A 19,479-nucleotide genomic window follows, 5' to 3' on the forward strand; every position below is an offset into this window, starting at 1 on the left:
CCTCCTAAGAGTTTTCGTAGAATTGTCTTCTTAATAAGTTGAGCAGTAGGCATCGATTTCTTGGAGAATGGATTCAGGTGTATGCCGGAATTCCGCGGCAACGCGATAGCTATCGTTGCTGAAATGCGTAACTCGTATTATTTCGCCATAGACCGTGATGGGTTGGTTGACATTCGGGAGAATAAAGCTGAACTCCAGAATCAAAGGAAAGAAAAGTCGGTTGGATGTGACAAAGGATAATCCACCAACACTAATATCGAGGAGTTGTCCGGTAAAAGCGACACCCTTCTGTGCAGATAAGCTTCGTATGCCGGCGACACGCAGAGTAATCGGTGTACGGAGGGTAAGCTTAGCACGAGGATATCGTCTGTTTTGATGCTGAAAAACTTCCTCAGGAAGCGATAAGGTTAGGGAACAGATTGTCTTTTTGAGTTCAAGCTGAAGCAAATCGACATATGCGTAATATAAAATGGCACCGTCTTTGAAAGAAAATTCAACGAATGAAACATGTTCAAGCTTGTCGAGTGGGTATACGCCCAATTGTTCAAGACATACCGTTATCGAATCTTCACTTATTTTGTCGATAGTAAAATTATCTTCAAAACAGAAAGGTTGTCCATCTTTACTTTCACCAACAATGATAATATGACAATCCTGATTTGGCGAAAAGGAAGCCAATTCTAGTACCTTATTCCAATCCATAGCATCACCAAGTCGTTAGATTTACATTCACATCTGCCTGTACATCCTGTAAATTCTCCTTCTCATCATAATTTATCTAAGTCAATAAGAAAAGCCCCAAACGGGGCTTTATCTAAGGTTTTACGATTTTATTGTTAAGACAAGGTGCTCGTAACAAGAGAGAGTTCGAACGAATGAGCAAAGTTAGTTGAGATGGGGCGTACACGAATCGAGAAGTGGGGTCCATGAACAAGATGTGATGGAATCGTCGCTTGGAAGCGCTGCGATTGATCGATAAGTTCCCCAATAGGAGCCATGAGGATGATTTTCTGCTCCCATGTTTCGCCATTTTCTGCATAATAAATGACTTCTACTGCCGTATCCTGCGGCCAAATAGGTCCGAAGTGTATGTGTGCCGAAATCATTTTCGTTGAGGGTGGAATCTCATCTAAGGGGACGTCGGACGTCGATTTATTCGCGTGATCATCAATACTCATAATTCGGACCTGATGCCAATTCGTGCGGATGAACTGCTTATAATCGGCAACCTTGGTAGCCACATCATAATGGTCAGCTACAAAAAGTCGAGCACGTTTGGCGGTGGGAACATACGTAAGATTCGTATAATCCTGCACCATACGGTGTGTATTATAGACAGGTGTTAATGATTGAACAGACCGCTTCATGCGTCCAATCCACTGGTGGGGGATCTCGCCTTGATTGTAGTAGAGAGGAATAATCTCATTCTCTAAAATGTGATAAATCGCTTTCGTGTTTTCTTTTTCCTGTGCTGCCCAGTCCGCGGTTCCCGTGGATCCGATAGCCCAACCATTCATGCCGTTGTAGCCTTCTTCCCACCAGCCGTCCAGCACACTGAAATTAAGGACGCCATTCATGGCTGCTTTCTGGCCGCTGGTTCCGCTAGCCTCAAGGGGTCTACGAGGGTTATTTAGCCACACGTCTACACCTTGAACGAGATACCGAGCCATATTGATATCATAATTCTCGAGTATTACAATTTTACCGAGAAATTCTTTCAACTGTGAGATGCGGTAAATTTCGCGTATTAAATCTTGACCTGGGTAATCAGCAGGGTGGGCTTTACCCGCAAAAATAAATTGCACGGGTCTCTCAGGATCATTAATTAATTTCTTGAGCCGATACAAATCGTTGAAAATTAGATTCGCCCGTTTGTAGGTCGCGAAGCGTCTCGCGAATCCAATTGTAAGGGCTTTAGGATTTAAGTAGTGTCGAACCTCTTCGATCCGTTCTTCGGATTCTCCGTTACGTTTGCGCTGCTCCATGAGACTATTGCGAGCATAACGTACTAAATCTTCCTTCAAATGCTGATGAACCTTCCAAATGGATTCATCGGGAATGACCTCGATTTGAGCCCATTGATGCTCGTTGGACTGCTCTGTTCGCCATGTGCCAGGGAGGAAGCGATCGAAGAGCTCTTTCCAAGCAGGTGCTGTCCAAGTATCCAAGTGAACACCGTTCGTGATAGAGCTGATCGGGACCTCGCTGGCATCGATATGTCCATGAAATTCTTTGAACATTTCGCGTGAAACCTGCCCGTGCAGCTTGCTGACACCATTACGCAGCCCCGCCGTATTCATGGCCAAATGTGTCATATTGAATTGACCGGACTTATGATCAAGTCCTAACGAAATAATGCTTTGTTTATGCTTAGGCAACTCGCTGAATAAGTGACCCAGATAGTGTTCCACCATCCCGACAGAGAAGGTATCGTGACCCGCGGGAACGGGGGTATGTGTTGTAAATACCGTGGCGGAGCGGACAGTCTCTACGGCAACGTGAAAAGGAAGGCCTAAGTGAAGCAGTTCCTTCAAACGCTCTAAGGTAAGGAAAGCGGCATGCCCTTCATTGATATGGTAGACATTTGGGTAAATGCCTAGCGCTCGGAGTACCTTGACTCCACCGATACCCAGCACCATTTCCTGGGCTATCCGCATATCTTGATTGCCCCCATACAACTGTGCAGTCAGTGCTTTATCTGCGTCATTATTGGCTTCATGGTCGGTATCCAACAAAAAGACCAGATTGCGGCCTACCCGAGCAGCCCAGACCAAAAGGGTAATACTGCGACCAGATATATCTAACGAGACCGTGAGCTGTTGGTCATTTTGAAGAACGGGACGAATCGGTAATTGCTTGAAGTCATAGGGGAATAATTCACTTTGTTGACTTCCGCTTGTATCAATCTTTTGTGTGAAATAGCCTTTTTTATAAAGAAGGCCAACTCCTGCAAGGGGTATTCCTAGATCACTGGACGATTTGATATGGTCACCAGCAAGGATCCCAAGCCCACCCGAATAAATCGGGAGTGATTCATGAAAACCAAATTCTGCAGAGAAATAAGCAATTTGCACAAAGCCTTCGTCTGAATGGTTGTTCTGGAACCAGCCGGGTTCATTCATATACGTATCGAATCTCTTCATGACATGGAGATAGCGTTCGATAAATACATTGTTCTGACTAAGTGCCTCTAGTTGTGATTCGTCTAGTTCATGCAGCAGTCTTACGGGATTATGACCGAAGGCTTTCCATCGATCAGGGTCGATGCTTTCAAACAGCTGCAGGGCATCATGGTTCCAGCTGAACCATAAATTATAGGCGAGCTCGCTCAATCGCTCAATCGCCTGCGGTAAACCTTTGGCCTCTTGGGGGACGGCTGCTATCATATCTGAATATTCTCTCCCTTTATAAACATGATCGTAGTTTCCCATATTATCTTGTTCCACCAACCTTTTCATACACCAGTTTAAGTAAGGAATATGCGAGGAACAGACCCATGATGACTGTAAAAGCACCAACAAAGACCATCGCACTTATCGGGAAAATAAGCTTTAAATAGCTCATAATGGGTGCTGTTGCATCATAGTGAGGCGAGAATACGGCTTGTGGACTTCGAAATCGCTGCATAGGCTCCCAAATCAGGAGAACAATACCAGCAGAGAGAAATCCATGAAGGAGGCGGGCAAAAAGAAAAGGAAGATAGCGCATGTTCGTATGACTTAGCAAGCTGACAATTTGAGCATGGACGGACATTCCTGCCCAGGAGAGGATGAAAGCGCCTATCGCGACTTTGCTGGAGAGGGCTAGATCAGCCGGGGCACCCCCTGCAGCCTTAGCACCCAGTGTAACTTCGAATAACCCATTCATGACAGCTTGCGAGAGCTCGTGAGGTAACCCTGTGATGGTTAAAAGGGACGTGATCAGCATATAGAATACATTCATGACCTGGGCAGAGGTGAGGACCTGTAGAACGACGGAGAAGAAGACAACAAGTCCACCTACAACAAACATCAACCGGAGAGAGTGGAGAATAGATTCACTTAACAAAATACCTACAGATCTTCCATCCCTTATTCTCGCGTTATGCATAGTCTCAAAGGCTTGTTCCCATACAGGGCCCCTCTCCCTAAGTGGTTGAGGAGTAGGTAAGGCTTTCCTGCCGTGAAACCGCATGATGAGGCCAATCATGAACGAGCCACCATAATGGGCAATGGCCAAAATAAAAGCTAAGGTGGCGTCATGGAAAAAGCCAATTGATACAGCTCCGATTAGAAATATCGGATCTGAGCTTGTTGTGAAGGCAACAAGTCGTTCGCCTTCTTCCCGATTAACCAGCTTCTGTTCCCAGAGCTGTGCAGTTAGCTTAGCTGCTACGGGATATCCAGCAGCGAAGCCCATCGCCATGACGAATCCGCCGATGCCAGGAATACGAAAGACCGGACGCATCATGGGATCAAGCAGCGTGCCAAAGAAGTGAACAATACCGAAGCCCAGCATTATTTCGGAGATAACAAAGAATGGGAATAGGGCTGGGAAGAGCACATCCCACCAAATGGAAACGCCGCGCAAGGCAGCTTGAAACCCGTCATGCGGGAAAAGAATTAAGCATACAATGATGCCAATAATTACGAATGACATAAGTAAGGCTGGGGTGAAGTTTTGCTTCGGCATAGACGATAGATACCTCCTCTTATTCAACTATATGAATAAGCTTGGACATACATGCCGTCCCGAATTTCTTATAAAAGTAGGTTGTATACGTTCCGCAACTTACATTTGCTTTATTTCTAGATAAACGTCTACGTCCAAGTAGGACTGTGTAGTCGTTTATTTTGGTCCATGGGACTGTTCAGTCCTTGTTTTTATGGTAAAATAGAACTAGTAAAACTTAAATCCTATACATCGGGAGTGATTCAAATGACAGGTGTCATTGCCGGATTGGTTGTCTGTATGTTCGTGTTTGTCATTCGAGAAACGCTCATGCACGCAGGGGATGAGGATTTAGAGAACTATTGAATATGAATTGCGAGGTTCCTTTGTATGTCAGAGAGCAAGAACAGAACAATTTTTGAGTTGATGGGGGGGGCGGAGACGGTAAGTCGTTTGGTAGAGGCCTTCTATCCGAAAGTACAGCAGCACCCGCTACTTTCGCCGCTCTTTCCAGCTAATATAGCACCAGTTATTGAGAAACAGAAGCTGTTTCTTACCCAATTCTTCGGTGGCCCAACCTTGTATTCCGATAGCCACGGTCATCCGATGATGCGAGCTAGGCATATGCCATTTCCGATCACAAGAGAGCATGCGGATGCATGGTTAGCTTGTATGACAGAAGCGATGGTAGATGTAGGCCTGCCGGAGGACTTAAAGGCTTTTCTCATAGAACGGCTTAGAGGTTCTGCGTATCATTTCATTAACACACCTGAGGAAGACTAGTCCGTTCTTCCTAAACCACATTAACTAGGGAAAAAGGCGGGATTTGAAGTGGTCGAACCCTTATATGAGATATCAGTGACTTGCACTTACTGTACCAATTCGTTCAAATCGAAGAAGGTTCGACCAAGCTTCAAAAAAGCGAGTAAATCAGATACGGATTTCTGCCTTCACTACAAGGATATTAATCCCGATTACTACGTTGTACGGATTTGCCCTTTTTGCGGGTATGCACATACGGAGAACTTTTCGGATAAATGGACTTCGACGGAACGAGTCATGTTCCATGAAAAAGTAGCTCAGAACTGGTTGATGCGCGATTATTGCAGGGAGAGAACGTGGGAAGATTCGCTTCAGTGCTTCAAACTGGCGCTTCTAAGCGCGCAAATCAAAAACGAGAAGTCGCGAGTGGTCGCTGGTTTATTGCATCATTTGGCTTGGCTGTACCGGGTGAAGGGTGACTGGGAACAGGAAGAACGGTTCCTTTCATTTGCATTAGATGCTTATATCAATGTATTTGAAACGGAAGGCATGGATTTGAATAATGCGAAGCTTATGTATCTAATGGGAGAACTGAGCCGAAGATTGAAACGTTTTCCAGATGCGATTAAATGGTTTTCACGTATCATTAATGATCGCAAGATTATGGATGCCGGGATGATTAGAGCTAGTCGTGAACAATGGGTAATAACGCGAGAAGATATGCTCGCTATGCGTCTAGAATTGCCGGATGAGATGAAACAAGCTACTTAAAGGAAGTATGTATAAGCAGGTAAATAAATGAACGCTCAACCATGATACGGTTTTCAGCCGAATGGTTAAGCGTTCATTTTTTGTTCGATAACTTGCGAATGTGTATAAAGAGTGGGACGGTTCTTGCCCATATGCTTGGACTGATAGAGCGCGTGATCAGCTTCTGAAATTAGTGTTCTAAGATCTATGTGCGGGGATTCAGCCGTTGAGATCCCAATTGAAATGGAGATAGGTGCTGCTTCCAGCCCATTCTTCTTATATAGAAACAATTCCGCAATCGAGGTACATAAGGTTTGGCCATAGCTGAGGACTCGAGCAGGATCTGTTTCTGTACAAAGCAGAATAAATTCTTCTCCACCATATCTGGCCAGGTAATCTTGTTCATGAATCAAATGACGTAGAACCGAACTTACTTCCTGTAGGAGTTGATCGCCTTCCAAATGCCCGAATCGATCGTTGTACAACTTGAAATTATCGAGATCAATCATCATGATAGACACTTTCCGCTTATGTAGGGCACTCTGTGCGATGGGCATAAAACTTCTCAAATTGGGCAACTTGGTTAAACCATCTTGATTCGCTTGCAGTTCAAGCCTTCGTTGCAGTCGCCAATTGTTATTCTCGTCATTCACCATAATGATGATCATGAAAAGGGTGGCAGAAGTAAGGGAGAACATGAATAATTGATCAAGGGTATAAGACCAAGAAAAGCCGCGTGTCAGGAAGCTGTGTGTAACTAGGCGCAGAATGAATACGAACCCACATATTTGAAGGGCAAAACGAATAGGAATGTCCAAGAAGCCGTTGCGATATTCTTTGTTATGGAAAAAGGAGCTAATGAAGGCTGGGGCAATGAGGTCTTGTGCGATGATGAACCAGGCTTGATTTTCATGTGAGATGAGACTAGAACCAGCAGGCAATATGGTCGAAAAGAGGGCAACAGGTAATCCATACCGCAATCCGGCCATGAAGATGGGTAACGAGCGAAGATCAATTAAACCAAATGTCTCTGGCAGAGGAACCAGCATCATGATGATGCTGGCCAAACCAGTGAGCAACGATGCAAATAGATGTTCGTGCGAATCGATTAGCATTTTGCTATGAACTTTCAATGCTAAATAATTTAAGGTCACTAAGGTACATGCGCTTGTCAAAGGAATGAGGTACTCATTCATAAAGGTTCGTTTGCTCCTTGCAATGAACTACGAATTATGTTTGTTTCGTACCGCGGTGTCCGCTAATAAATAATCTCGATCCGTATCCACAAGTGTCAGCTTGTTATGACAACAAGGGAAAACGAGGAGTTTCTTTTTACCTTCGTGAATGGAGGTGAGTTCATGAATCTTGAGCGGCAGTAAGACATTAGAGCTTAGACAGAATGGACATTGGGCCACGTAAATGTCCTTCATGATGATGTCGTAAGGCCACGTATTGGCAAAAGGTATCAAGGGCTACTTCGTTTCCGGTTCGCTCGTGTTGGAGGAAGAACTTTTCGCGAGCTCTGCTAACTTCTGCAGAAGAATATGTTGTGGCATATGCATGAGGTGTTCTAAAGGTACTTTAAGCTGTTCAGCTAACTTCACAGCTGTTTCAGGAGAAATTTGCAACGGTTTCATAATTGTGAAATCACCCATCCTGTTCCGATTTAGTCCGAAGGAACTATACATAATTGAATCATACTTTTTGAAGAGAAGCAATGAGGAAGATGAGGATAGTTGGCGAATGGCTAGCGGATATGATTTAATTATAGAGGAAAGGATAGGTGATCGCATTGTTAACATTACCTCTTAATCAAACATGGAATCTTGAAACATTTTTCCCTGGAGGAAGTGACTCTCCTGCATTCGCTGCACACCTGAAGAAGCTTCAGGAATCCATTGCATCTTTTCAAGAGCAAGTACGTAAGACAGCTTCTCCACAAAGTCTAGAGGATACCTCGGCGCTGGCACATTTGATTGACTTGCTCCAGCACAATGTGATGCATATTCACGAGGCAGATTCCTTCGTAGGTTGCTTGCAAGCGGACAATCAGAAGGATAAAAAAGCGCCTGTGCTAAGTGGACAAGTGAAAAGCTTATATGCCGAGCATTTATCTTCACTCACACATTTTGATCAGATCCTTACAGGGGTGCCAGATCAGGTGTGGGAAGGGATACTGCAGCAAGAGCCTTTTCAAGCTATCGCCTTTTCGTTGGATGAACGTCGCGCACTGGCTAAGGAGAAACTCCCGCCTGAGCAAGAGGCATTAATTAATGATTTGGCCGTAGATGGCTATCATGGGTGGAGCGATTTGTATAATTCGACCGTAGGTCAATTCAGCATGGCTGTTGAAGTCGATGGCAAGCAGGTTGAATTATCCGCAGGCCAAGCCTTTAATAAGCTGCATACGGAGAATCGTGAAGAACGATTAGACCTATTTGATAAATGGGAACAAGCTTGGACGGATAAAGAAGAATACTGTGCAGAAGCATTGAATCACTTGGCTGGCTTCCGTCTTCAGGTTTATAAAGCAAGAGGCTGGAAAAGCATACATAAAGAACCACTTGCGATTAATCGCATGGAAGAGAAAACATTGAATGTCATGTGGGACGTCATTGACCGCAATAAAGGTCTTTTCGTGGAGTATTTAAATCGAAAAGCGAAGCTGCTTGGCGTTGACAAATTGGCATGGGTTGACGTGGATGCGCCACTTGGCGATTCATCCAAGAAGATTTCCTACGACGAGGGTGCGAGTCTGATCATTGATCAATTCAAGCGCTTTAGTCCGAAGCTAGCTGCCTTCTCTGAGGAAGCTTTTGAGAAGCGCTGGATCGAAGCGGAGGATCGTCCTGGTAAGCGCCCTGGCGGCTTCTGTACCTCATTCCCGCTAGCGGGTGAGACACGTATCTTCATGACGTATGGCGGGACGCTGAATAACGTCTCTACGCTCGCTCATGAGCTAGGCCATGGTTACCACCAGCATGTCATGACGGATATGCCGGCTCTTGCGCAGGAGTATGCGATGAATGTGGCAGAAACGGCTTCGACCTTTGCTGAAATGATCGTAGCCGATGCGGTTGTGAAGAGTGCTTCGACAGATGATGAGCGCATTGTATTGCTTGAGGATAAAATTCAACGAGCTATCGCGTTCTTCATGAACATTCATGCGCGGTTTATTTTTGAGACGAACTTCTATGCTGAACGCAGTCAAGGCTTAGTCAGTGTGGAGCGCCTTAACGAGCTCATGGTTGATGCACAAAAGCTCGCTTACAAGGATGCCCTAAGCAGCTATCATCCGCATTTCTGGGCTGCAAAGCTCCATTTCTATGCGACGGATGTGCCTTTCTACAATTTCCCCTATACATTCGGATACATGTTCAGTGCCGGCATTTATGCAAGAGCCGTGCAAGAAGGGGCAACCTTCGAAGACAAGTACATCTCACTGCTTAGAGATACAGGCAGCATGAATGTAGAAGAGCTTGCGCAGAAGCATCTCGGCGTTGATCTGACAGAGCCGGATTTCTGGCAAAGTGCCGTCGACATGGCAGCGCAAGACGTGAAGCAGTTTATGGAGCTAACGGAAGCTAAGGTTCGCGCGTAACCTGGTGGCAGGGAGTCTTCCCGCATTGTCCCGTAAGAGCACATTGAACAAAGAAACAGCCCCTCTGAAGTAGGGCCTCAGAGGGGCTGTTTCTGCTTTCGTTAAAGCTTGAATATCTGAATCGTCTGCTGCAGCTGGGTCACAACCCGCGTCATTTCTTCCGCTTGCGTAACGATACCCTGCACAGTTGAAATTTGCTCATTCATGGAAGCGGACACTTCTTGCGTACCAGCCGCGGATTCTTCCGTAATGGCTGAAATATTTTCCATGGCAGCAGCAATTTGTCCCGAGCTTTGAAGCATGCTTTCGCTTTCTTCAGCGAAGCGTGTAATCTCTTCTGAAATGAATCCAACACTGCCAACAATCTCAGCAAATACAATTTCCGTTTGATCGATTAAGACGGTTTGTTTCTTAACGACGTCTTCATTAACTTGAATGCTGCGAATCGCATCCTGAATGCCTTGCTCAATACTCTTAACGAAGCCGAATACTTCACGCGTTAGGGAGGTGGATTCTTCAGCAAGCTTACGTACTTCTTGCGCTACGATCGCAAAGCCTCGTCCATGCTCGCCAGCTCTAGCTGCTTCAATAGACGCGTTGAGGGACAATAGGTTCGTTTGTTCAGCAATCTCGGAAATGGAACGAGTAACATTCGTAATACCAGCGGCTTGGCGAGCGAGCATGTCAATCGTATCGGAAACCTGTCTAGTTACTTCGACATTTCGTTTCATACCAACGCCTTGGCTCTCAACCGACGTACGTCCCTTTTCAACAAGGGTCATCATTTGATCCGAACGGTTTTTCATTTCTTTAGCGGATCCAGCATAATTTACGATTTTCACTTCAATATCTTTGGAGGTGATGGAAACGCCTGAAATCTCCTCGGAGATTTGTCCCGCACCAGCAGCCAGCTCATGGGCAGAAATACTCACTTGCTCAAGAACGGTACGGAAGCTCTCATTTTTCACATAGATATCACGGCTTGTCTGGAAAACTTGCTTCGAAATAGTCCCTGTATCACGTAAAATATCGCGGAGTTTGTCAATCATCTTATTAAAGGATTGGCCTAGTTGACCGAGTGAATCGTCACTCGTGATCGCAACCTTCTGGGAAAAGTCACCTTTGGAGATGTTAAGCGCAATGCGGGAGATATCTGCAATGGGCTCTGTAAGTTGTCCTTCAAACCAACGGATGAACGGTAAGCTTCCAGCTAGGATGATTATCAGGAAAATAATGCCAAGTAAGCGGTTCCAGTCTGAGGCAAAAGTTACAATTAACATGAATAGTGAGTTTAAACCAATTAGTGCAAAACAACCAAGTTGTAGTTTCTTTCTAAACGATAAGGATGAGATTTGTTCCAATCCGATCGACTCCTCTGCGAAATTTGTATACTTATGGAGAAAATAATTGGTGTATTTGAAAATTATATCACCGAACATGGAAACATTCTACATTTTTTCGACAATAATCGTTCGGTGTTTACAAAGAAAATTGACATTTATATTATTTGAATATAAAGAAAATAGCGAATTATTCAAATATTGGAAATAAACTGTTGAATTATGTAAATTGTATAGGTATAATAGGTCTAGAGTCACAAAATTAACATAATTAGTAAATTAGAGTAATTTAAGGAGGGGGCGTACAATGTTGGAACAGTTTACACTCGCGAGACAAATTGATGTGGTATTTCGTAAGATCAAGGAAGAGCTTTCTCATGTGAACTCAGGCACAGTTTTTGTCCATATTCGCAACAATGAAATTGGGAAATTTGGCATTAAACACCTGCCGTTTGAAAGCTCGGAGGGCGCATTGCCTGCAGCGGCTAACGCGGGGCTGACTGAATTACAATTTCAGTCTTTTCGTCAAATGGCGATCGAATCATTGAAGCGCAAGATGAGCTGGACGCACGGGGAGATTTTGTTCGACTTCGCGGTAAGAAAGAATGTCATTTCAATTAGTATCATGTTTGAGAGCAATTACAATATGGCTACATACGCACGAACGATTTAGCACTTATACCTATACTATTTAATTAAAAGAACCCCGATCACAATTGTGATTGGGGTTCTTTTTGCAGCAAAATGCGACCCTTGCCGTACGGGATGCACATGGGGGTTCCAACCACAAATGGGAAAGTTGTCCTTGAGGGGGAAGCGTGGGTTATCAAACAGTCCCAATCTAATTGTCCAATTTTGAGTAGAATTTACAATACTCCAGCAGTTCCGTGTAATTGCCGAGCCTGACTGCCGGTCCTTGCTTAGTCGCGAATTCGTAGCTTCTTAGACCAGTGCTTACATGAAATGTACTCATTCCTAACTTATTCCCGCATTCTATATCGATTTCACTATCTCCTATGATCACATCGTTGCGTCTCGCGATATTCATTAAAGCTCGCTGCTTTGGATTTTCTCCCTTAAGTGGCGTAACAACGTAAATATGATCGAACAAGTCATAAATCCTTAGACGTTTAAGTTGAAGATAGACATGTTCATTATGATTTCTTATCGTAATCAGAGCAAGATGGTATTTCCCCTTCACGTTGGCGGCAAAGCTGGGGAAGTCTTCTATCATCGTATCCAGATCTAGTAAGTCCTTACTTTCCAAGCGGTTGCTTTTATAATGCTTATAGCGCTGCATCGTGTCCTGCTGGTTGGCAACTAGCTTACCATAAATACGATGGACGATGGATGTATCGTCGGTTAAAGACAGCTTCAACCGCTTATAATCCGCCAAGGAAGGGAACGGCAGCCCCGTCTCATTTTCAAAAAAGGAGCTCATGATGCTATAGTATCGGTGCCATACATCAATGATCGTTCCATCGAGGTCAAAAAATATGGTCGGCTTCATGAAGGTTCCTCGGTGAAATATTCTTGAAAATAGCGGTACATCGTTAATTGGTCCTTCTTGTACTTGATATGCTCATCGATGGGGTCGCCCAGCATGAGGCGAATCATCAAATTTGGAATATCATAACCGGAAGCGATTGTTAACGGGAGCCCTCCGGAAGCAAATCGGGTATTAAAATCGATAATAAACGGCTGATTATGCCTATCGAGAATGTACTGGAAATTGACGGGGCCTTCCAAATGGATATGTTTAGATATGGAGCGAATGTAATCTCTTATTTCCAGAGGATGCTGATTTTGGCAGATGACAGCTCCTCCGCCTAACGTTTTCAATCTTTCTCTTTGATTGCAAACAATCAACAGTCCCTTCTGATCAAAAAGGCAATCCACCGTGTATTCCTTGCCGCTGATGTAATCCGTAACGACATAATCTTTCATTTTTACACTCCAATAGTCGAGGTCCATACGATCTTCGAGCTTTCGAACCTCTTTGCTCCCGCTGCTTTCGCATTTTTTGATGATAGCCGGATAAGTAACGGCTTCTTTCGTCTCAAATACCTCGGGAACGGGCAGCCCAATGTTCTTCATAAATAGATACATCTTTTGCTTATGGTGAAGTATTTCATGGGTGTTCACATCGCAAACAAGCAACTGAACCCCCTTTTTTAATAAGTCCGCTTTGTGTTTGGAGTAAAATGGCGTGTCATATGAGGTGGTTGGAAATATGATATCAACGTGTTCTTGTTCGACTAGGGAAAGAACAATGTTTTCGTAACTCGGGTCACTGCTGGCAGGCACTTTATAAAACGAGTCGACCACATGTTTAGCGTACACGTATTCGCTGCTATCCACAGCTACGATATGATACTTATATCCTTGAATGGGATGTTGCAATAAGTGTTTTATTAAGAACGTTCCAGTTAGCCCTCCTGCTGAGGTAATCAATATGGTTAAGTTTTTAATCATCGTCGCTCAGCCTCCCAGGTTAAAACTAACCATAAAATGCTTTGACTTCTCTTTCAATCTGAGGCCATACTTTAGCAATCGTGTTTTGGTAGGAAGCCTGTTCGCGTACATACTTTAATCCGTTTGCAGCCTTTTTTTTGCGTATATCTTCGTGCTCCAAATAATATTTGATTTTTTTGATTGTTTCTTCCGGTGAGCTTGAGACTGCACAATCATTCTCCGATGACAATTTGGCCCGGACTCCCGGACTGTCCGATGTCAGCAAAAAACCGCCTGATGCCAAAATATCGTAAGTGCGGCTGCTGATTTGGTCCTCAACGGTTTGCACGCTAATATTGATCTTGGCCGAATTATAAACTTGAGGCGTCAGGTGATAAGGAATACTACCTTGCATCATCTCGCTTCGCGGCGATACGCCAAGATAGTCTTTCATCTCATGCCAATCGCGCCCCCATATTTTCGTATGAAAGGGAGCGTCCAATAACGGAGCCACCAAGTTCATGATGCTTTTTCGGCGAAAAATATCCCACATGAACTGCCCGTTCACGATCACGGAAACATCACATGCATACTTTGGATTGGGAGGCATGGGGCGGTGAAAATGCGGATTGCAGCCCACGTCTAAATATTCGGCTTTTATCCCCATTGTTCGATAAGAAGAAATTTTATCGGCGCTACGGGTCATTACAAACTGGGGGGATGTCTTGGAAACATACGGTTTGGACCAACGTTCAAAATGAAACCAATCCTCTTCCGCGAAATATAAATGAAAAATACGATGGCGTTTTAAAAACTCCGCAAAAACATCTGTTTTAGTATGCAGCACATCCCATCCGATCGTTACGATCATGTCGGGTCGAAATGTGTGAATCGCCTGCTCCAGCAGTTCCTCACTAATATCGTTGAGATGGTATACCTGGTGACCATTTGATTCCAGTGCCCATCCGAATGTCAAGCGGAACATATCCAGAGTCATTAGTGAAAGTATTTTCATAACGTTATCCCCTCTCTTACAAGCTGTGATTTTGGTGACGCAGCCATTGATAGGTACTATCGAGGCCTTCCTGCATGGAGTGTTTTGGACACCATTGTAAATCATTCATGATAGCGCTTATATCAACAGAACGATGGCTGACATTGTCGATCACTCTCTTCTGTCTGTAAGTAATCGGATAATTCGGACGTCCCGCGACGTCGGATATCATGGTTGCGAGCTGACGGACAGCTGTTTCCTTTCCTGTGCCAATATTATAAAGCTTCCCAAGGCTGTTTGGATGAGTGATGGAAGCAAGCAAAGCTTCTATAGCATCTTCAACATACGTAAAGTCCCTGGTTTGTTCCCCGTCCCCGTATATGTCCATCGGCACATTGCTCTCCAACGCTTCAAAAAATCTGGCCACGACACCGCAGTATGGATTAGATGGCAACTGACCGGGCCCAAAAACGTTGGACAACCGTACCGTCGTGACGGGGAAACGATACATGTGATAAAACACTTCGCAATAATGCTCGACGGAAAACTTGCTGGCGGAATAAGGCGTAGTCAGCTGATACCAGTGTTCGGGTGTAGGACGAACGGATGCATTTCCATAGACAGAGGCTGTAGACGTATAGAGCATCCTTTTTAAATGGGGACAAAGCTCTTTCGCTTTATGAAGCAGTAAAAAACCGCCGTAGAGGTTTGTGTGGAAATCTTCATGCAAATTCAGGACAGATCGAGTAAGACTGCGGCATGCCAGATGGAAAATCCATTCCACTTTAGGGAGTACTTCTTCCAACAATTTTTCATTTGTAATGCTATCCTGATAGAAAGTGATTTTGTCGGAATTCATAACGGAATTTCGGTTCCCGGCGGACAAATCATCGATGACATAAATATGTTCTGAGATAGGCTCTAATTTGCGGACGAGCTGCGAACCGACAAACCCAGCCCCTCCAGTTACCAAGACATGACTAAAGCGCATTAACAACATCTCCCTTCGTTTATGAGAGTATGCGAACAGAGTTGCAGATGTTTGTACGATTACCTAAATCAAAGAGAAAACTGGAAATTGCTGCACGAATAGCCGTTGTCCCCCCATCTATTAGGCTAACAAGGGAGGAGATATGTCCATACGCACTAGCTTACATTGACATAAGCATATACAGAGTGAACTAGGTTTTTAGTTAACGGATATCTTTTGATAAAGGAGATGAAACATTTGAAGGTCATACATTGTGCTGCCGAAATTGGGGGGCAGATGGAACTATTCATGAAAGGATTAAAGAATCTAGGACACGATGCTTCAGTTTATCGAGCTGAGGATCTGCGGCATCTATTGAATGTCGCCAATCAGACCGCCGACATTTTTCATTTTCATAACGGACTGTATTTTTCAGAGCAGCTAACCGGCCCAGAATTTGAAAAGCTAGACCATGCAAAAAAGCTATTTCAATACTGGGGAAAAGATCTTCGATCCGAAGAAAAAGCCATCATTCATAATCCTTATATCAGACTCGGATATGATTTTGAGGATGAGAAGATTAAACAAACCTTGGATATGATTTCGAAAAAATTCCCCGCTTGTATTGTCAAAGATTATGAATTACAAGCCTACGCATCCAAGGTGCACGATCGGGTATATGTTCTCCCGCTTGCTGTAGACTTACAAGAAATAGACAATCTGGCCCCGTCCACATCGGCGCATAGAAGCGAACCGCTTATTATCCATGCTCCGATGGAAGGCAAAGGAACTGAATATGTTGAGGAAGTATTGGACCGGCTTCGCAGTGAAGGATATTCCTTCCATTATGAACGAGTTGAGAGTTTGAACAGAGGTGAAGCATTACAGCGATATCGGCAAGCCGATCTCATTATTGATCACCTGTTAAGAGGATCATACGGTTTAGTGGCCATCGAAGGGATGGCTTTGGGAAAACCGGTTATTTCCTATATCAGGGAGGATCTTAAGCATCGTTATCCGTCAGATTTGCCGATTATTTCCGCCAATCCTGCCAACCTATACAATGCTGTAGCCTCTTTGCTTCAGAATCCTGCGCTTCGTAAGGAAAAAGGTAGAGCAGGAAGGGAGTATGTCGAGAGAGAGCATGCGCTTCCTGAAGTAGCCCGCCAACTGGACCGAATTTATGAGAGAGAGCATGCGCTTCCTGAAGTAGCCCGCCAATTGGACCGAATTTATCAAAGTGAAAGGGCAACGATTCCGAATAAACCAAAGACCAATACTATTTCTTTGCAACCCAATCGATTTTTTACGAGGAAAGGAAAGATGAGGGTGGCATCATATTTTTCCTTTAATTTGGCACAAGTCCCTTCATCCGTGTCGATCGTAAATGCTGTTATGCATTTCCCCGTCATAGTCGGCAAACAAAAAAACGTATCGGTATTTCGCGTAAAAACAGGTTGGGACCGCAAGAGAATTCCTTATAAACGGCCGATGCTATATCGAAAGCCTATAAAAAAATTGATCGCTCAGCGCGGAAAGAAGAAGTCTATTCGCTCCGTTGTAGCTTGGGATTGCACTCTTTTAACCAAAAGCTGGCACAACGGCCAATTGAGAAACCACGGTGTCTACATTTCAAAAAAATTGTGGAGACATCCTTCTCTTATATTAACTTTGGCTGATTAGAAAGTATTCTGACACTAAAGCGGTGAGAGAGCCTGTATCGGCAATCCCACCGCTTCTCTTAAAACGTATTTGGTGTTTTCGGTCCGGTATCTTTCATCATGTTTGTCGAAAAGGAATCTATCGGTAATGTTTGAGGATTACCTTTAATGGATGATATATATTGCGCGAAAATGATTTCAAGAGCTCGTTTCCCTTCGATAGCATCAATCAGAGTCGGATGGTTTTGTGCCAACACAGCATCAATGAAACTTTGATACATATATAGATGTTCATCCGTATCGTCCATTAGTTTCATCGCTTCATCCGTACTGATCGCGGCCTCTTCCATGTGCCACCGTTCCAGCTTATTCAAGGAAGTGCCGCCGATGCATATCGTCCCTTTTTCGGCAAATATGGATATCGAATTTTCCAGATTATTGGGAAGGGTAACGGAATTCGCCTCGATGATCCCTTTCGCGCCATTTTCAAAAGTAAGGATGCCCAGAGCAATATCCTCCGTCTCTTTTCGGATATTTCCATTAGACAATTCTCCATAAACACACTGAACACCGCCAAGAAACCATTGAAGCAGGTCGATGACGTGGATACCTTGATTAAGCAGCATTCCGCCATCCTGCGACCATGTTCCCCTCCAGGAAGCCTCGCTATAATAGTTGGATGACCGATTAATTCTTAGCGTTGCCGATCCCATGTAAATCCGGCCAAGAGCACCGGTTGCAATGATCTCCTTAATCTTTTTCATGATCGGCCGATATCGGAGCTGGTGGCATACTTGGACGAAGCGATGCTGAGCGGCTGCCAGTTCAATAATTTCATCTGCGTCCTTTAGTGATAACGTCATGGGCTTCTCCAACACGATATGTTTGCCCATAAGAAGTGCCGCTTTGGCCATTTCCGCATGCATTCCTGATAAAGTGGAGATGATGACGGTTTGAACGGAGGGATCGGCAAGCAGGACTCGGTAGTCGGTCGATTTTGCCAACGTAGCGCAGCTGTCCGTCGTTTGTTGCCACAATGCTTCTGCCTGTTCCATTCGTTCCTCGGCGACATCGCTTACCGCAATCAGCCTTGCCTCCTTGCAGCGGGCGAGCGTACGAAGGTGACGTTCGGCGATCCTGCCGCAGCCGATGATGCCGAAGGTCACGCTCATGTCGCTTCACTACCATAGCTTTTCAGTACAGAAATAATGTAATCTTGTTCACTTTCCTGTAAGAAGGGGCTCATCGGGATTGCAAACAACTGGAGTGACAGCTTCTCTGCCACTGGAAAATCATCTTTCTTGTAGGAAAGATGAGCGTACGCCTTTTGCAGATGAAGCGGACAAGGATAGTAAACACCCGTTTGTATGCCAGACTGTTTGAGCTTAGCGGTGATCGCTTCCCGTTCTGCGGACTCTATACAATAGAGATGATAAATATGCGTGTTGTCGTCATTTTCATACGGTATCCGTAGATATGACAGATTTTCCAACCCTTCTCGATAGCGAGCCGACAGCTTCCTGCGCATGCGGTTCCATTCATCGATGTGGTCCAGAGCGACGTTCAGAATCGCAGCATGCAGTTCATCCAGGCGGCTATTGTACCCAAGCATATCATGATAATACTTCATGGAACTTCCGTGTTGGCGCAGCTTGCGGATTTTTGCGGCAATTTCCGGATTAGACGTGGTGATCATCCCGCCATCTCCGATCGTTCCCAAATTTTTGGTAGGAAAGAAGGAGAAGCAGGCCGCATCACCCAGGCTTCCTAGAGGCTTTCCTTTATATGCTGATCCAAAAGCTTGGCAAGCATCTTCAATGACGATTAAATGATGCCGCTTTGCTACCTCTATCAGTACGTCCATTTCGGCGGGTTGGCCGAATAAATGAACGGGTATAATCGCTTTTGTTTTCGGTGTAATGGCCTTCTCTACCCTCAAAGGATCAATGTTATAAGTGAGTGGATCAATATCAACGAACACCGGCTTGGCGCCTAATCTGGATATGGCCTCAGCGGTAGCGAAAAAAGTAAAAGGAGTCGTGATTACTTCGTCCCCTTCCCCGATGCCATACGCATCCAAAGTCATGATTAAGGCATCCGTTCCATTTCCTACGCCTATCGCGAAGGCTGTACTTGTCTTTTCCGCAATCCGCTGCTCTACTTGCCTCACATGATCACCGATTATATATTTGCCGCTGTCGATCACGCCCTCCATTTGCTGCAGTAATTCTTTTTTGATGGATTGAAACTGGCGAGCGAGGTCCACTAAAGGAATCATCCCCCATTCACTCCCTTTT

General features: G+C 44.7%; 18 protein-coding genes. 5 read left to right on the forward strand and 13 right to left on the reverse strand.

Annotated features, from left to right (window positions below; genetic code table 11):
• Window positions 1–30 precede the first annotated feature (30 nt).
• The 3 genes from AC58QG_RS28030 to ylbJ all read right to left on the reverse strand — a co-directional run bounded on the left by AC58QG_RS28030 (window position 31) and on the right by ylbJ (window position 4,671).
• Window positions 31–702, reverse strand: a complete 672-nt coding sequence (locus AC58QG_RS28030) for a flagellar brake protein (protein ID WP_497365368.1) — start codon at window positions 700–702, stop codon at window positions 31–33.
• A 134-nt stretch (window positions 703–836) separates the two neighbouring features.
• Window positions 837–3,431, reverse strand: a complete 2,595-nt coding sequence (gene glgP, locus AC58QG_RS28035; RefSeq protein ID WP_497365369.1) for an alpha-glucan family phosphorylase — start codon at window positions 3,429–3,431, stop codon at window positions 837–839.
• 1 nt (window position 3,432) lies between these two features.
• A complete protein-coding gene (ylbJ, locus tag AC58QG_RS28040; RefSeq protein WP_497365370.1) occupies window positions 3,433–4,671 on the reverse strand; it encodes a sporulation integral membrane protein YlbJ in 1,239 nt (412 codons plus the stop codon).
• 369 nt (window positions 4,672–5,040) lie between these two features.
• On the opposite strand from ylbJ, the gene AC58QG_RS28045 reads away from it, so the two are divergent.
• Both AC58QG_RS28045 and AC58QG_RS28050 read left to right on the forward strand, forming a co-directional pair.
• Window positions 5,041–5,433, forward strand: a complete 393-nt coding sequence (locus tag AC58QG_RS28045) for a globin domain-containing protein (protein ID WP_497365371.1) — start codon at window positions 5,041–5,043, stop codon at window positions 5,431–5,433.
• 48 nt (window positions 5,434–5,481) lie between these two features.
• Window positions 5,482–6,183: a DUF2225 domain-containing protein gene (locus AC58QG_RS28050; protein WP_497365372.1), complete on the forward strand. Its 702-nt coding sequence runs from the start codon at window positions 5,482–5,484 to the stop codon at window positions 6,181–6,183.
• Between the two features lie 65 nt (window positions 6,184–6,248).
• Here the strand turns inward: AC58QG_RS28050 and AC58QG_RS28055 are convergent, their stop codons facing one another.
• Genes AC58QG_RS28055 through AC58QG_RS28065 form a run of 3 tightly spaced genes read right to left on the reverse strand, consistent with a single transcriptional unit; the run spans window position 6,249 to window position 7,799 of the window.
• Complete coding sequence (locus tag AC58QG_RS28055; RefSeq protein ID WP_497365373.1) at window positions 6,249–7,358, reverse strand: GGDEF domain-containing protein; 1,110 nt, start codon at window positions 7,356–7,358, stop codon at window positions 6,249–6,251.
• Between the two features lie 27 nt (window positions 7,359–7,385).
• Window positions 7,386–7,631: a hypothetical protein gene (locus AC58QG_RS28060; protein WP_497365374.1), complete on the reverse strand. Its 246-nt coding sequence runs from the start codon at window positions 7,629–7,631 to the stop codon at window positions 7,386–7,388.
• A gap of 3 nt (window positions 7,632–7,634) precedes the next feature.
• Window positions 7,635–7,799 (reverse strand): YycC family protein, encoded by a 165-nt coding sequence (locus AC58QG_RS28065; RefSeq protein WP_497365375.1) that lies wholly within the window; start codon window positions 7,797–7,799, stop codon window positions 7,635–7,637.
• Between the two features lie 146 nt (window positions 7,800–7,945).
• On the opposite strand from AC58QG_RS28065, the gene AC58QG_RS28070 reads away from it, so the two are divergent.
• Window positions 7,946–9,763, forward strand: coding sequence for a M3 family oligoendopeptidase (locus AC58QG_RS28070; protein ID WP_497365376.1), 1,818 nt, complete (start codon window positions 7,946–7,948; stop codon window positions 9,761–9,763).
• A 101-nt stretch (window positions 9,764–9,864) separates the two neighbouring features.
• Here the strand turns inward: AC58QG_RS28070 and AC58QG_RS28075 are convergent, their stop codons facing one another.
• Window positions 9,865–11,124, reverse strand: coding sequence for a methyl-accepting chemotaxis protein (locus AC58QG_RS28075; RefSeq protein ID WP_497365377.1), 1,260 nt, complete (start codon window positions 11,122–11,124; stop codon window positions 9,865–9,867).
• Window positions 11,125–11,410: 286 nt separating this feature from the next.
• Between AC58QG_RS28075 and AC58QG_RS28080 the strand changes: the two genes are divergently transcribed.
• The gene (locus tag AC58QG_RS28080; RefSeq protein ID WP_497365378.1) at window positions 11,411–11,776 is read left to right on the forward strand and encodes an O-methyltransferase; all 366 of its coding nucleotides are present in this window, start codon (window positions 11,411–11,413) and stop codon (window positions 11,774–11,776) included.
• A gap of 168 nt (window positions 11,777–11,944) precedes the next feature.
• Here the strand turns inward: AC58QG_RS28080 and AC58QG_RS28085 are convergent, their stop codons facing one another.
• Genes AC58QG_RS28085 through AC58QG_RS28100 form a run of 4 tightly spaced genes read right to left on the reverse strand, consistent with a single transcriptional unit; the run spans window position 11,945 to window position 15,542 of the window.
• Window positions 11,945–12,613, reverse strand: coding sequence for an HAD family hydrolase (locus tag AC58QG_RS28085; protein WP_497365379.1), 669 nt, complete (start codon window positions 12,611–12,613; stop codon window positions 11,945–11,947).
• Window positions 12,610–13,578 carry an ATP-grasp domain-containing protein gene (locus AC58QG_RS28090; protein WP_497365380.1) on the reverse strand — a complete coding sequence of 323 codons (969 nt, stop codon included), beginning with the start codon at window positions 13,576–13,578 and terminating at the stop codon, window positions 12,610–12,612. The genes AC58QG_RS28085 and AC58QG_RS28090 overlap by 4 nt, the downstream gene beginning before the upstream one ends.
• 25 nt (window positions 13,579–13,603) lie before the next feature.
• On the reverse strand, window positions 13,604–14,572 hold the full coding sequence (locus AC58QG_RS28095) for a CgeB family protein (RefSeq protein WP_497365381.1): 969 nt from the start codon (window positions 14,570–14,572) through the stop codon (window positions 13,604–13,606).
• A 16-nt stretch (window positions 14,573–14,588) separates the two neighbouring features.
• Window positions 14,589–15,542 (reverse strand): NAD-dependent epimerase/dehydratase family protein, encoded by a 954-nt coding sequence (locus AC58QG_RS28100; RefSeq protein ID WP_497365382.1) that lies wholly within the window; start codon window positions 15,540–15,542, stop codon window positions 14,589–14,591.
• Window positions 15,543–15,779: 237 nt separating this feature from the next.
• Here AC58QG_RS28100 and AC58QG_RS28105 point away from each other — a divergent pair, with 237 nt between their 5' ends.
• Entirely contained in the window at window positions 15,780–17,204 is a 1,425-nt protein-coding gene (locus AC58QG_RS28105) for a glycosyltransferase (RefSeq protein WP_497365383.1), read from the forward strand.
• Between the two features lie 58 nt (window positions 17,205–17,262).
• On the opposite strand, the gene AC58QG_RS28110 is transcribed toward AC58QG_RS28105, so the two are convergent.
• Both AC58QG_RS28110 and AC58QG_RS28115 read right to left on the reverse strand, forming a co-directional pair.
• A complete protein-coding gene (locus AC58QG_RS28110) occupies window positions 17,263–18,354 on the reverse strand; it encodes a Gfo/Idh/MocA family protein (RefSeq protein ID WP_497365384.1) in 1,092 nt (363 codons plus the stop codon).
• Window positions 18,351–19,460: a DegT/DnrJ/EryC1/StrS family aminotransferase gene (locus AC58QG_RS28115; protein ID WP_497365385.1), complete on the reverse strand. Its 1,110-nt coding sequence runs from the start codon at window positions 19,458–19,460 to the stop codon at window positions 18,351–18,353. The genes AC58QG_RS28110 and AC58QG_RS28115 overlap by 4 nt, the downstream gene beginning before the upstream one ends.
• Window positions 19,461–19,479: the final 19 nt, after the last annotated feature.

It is taken from the genome of Paenibacillus sp. J22P169, assembly GCF_059691995.1.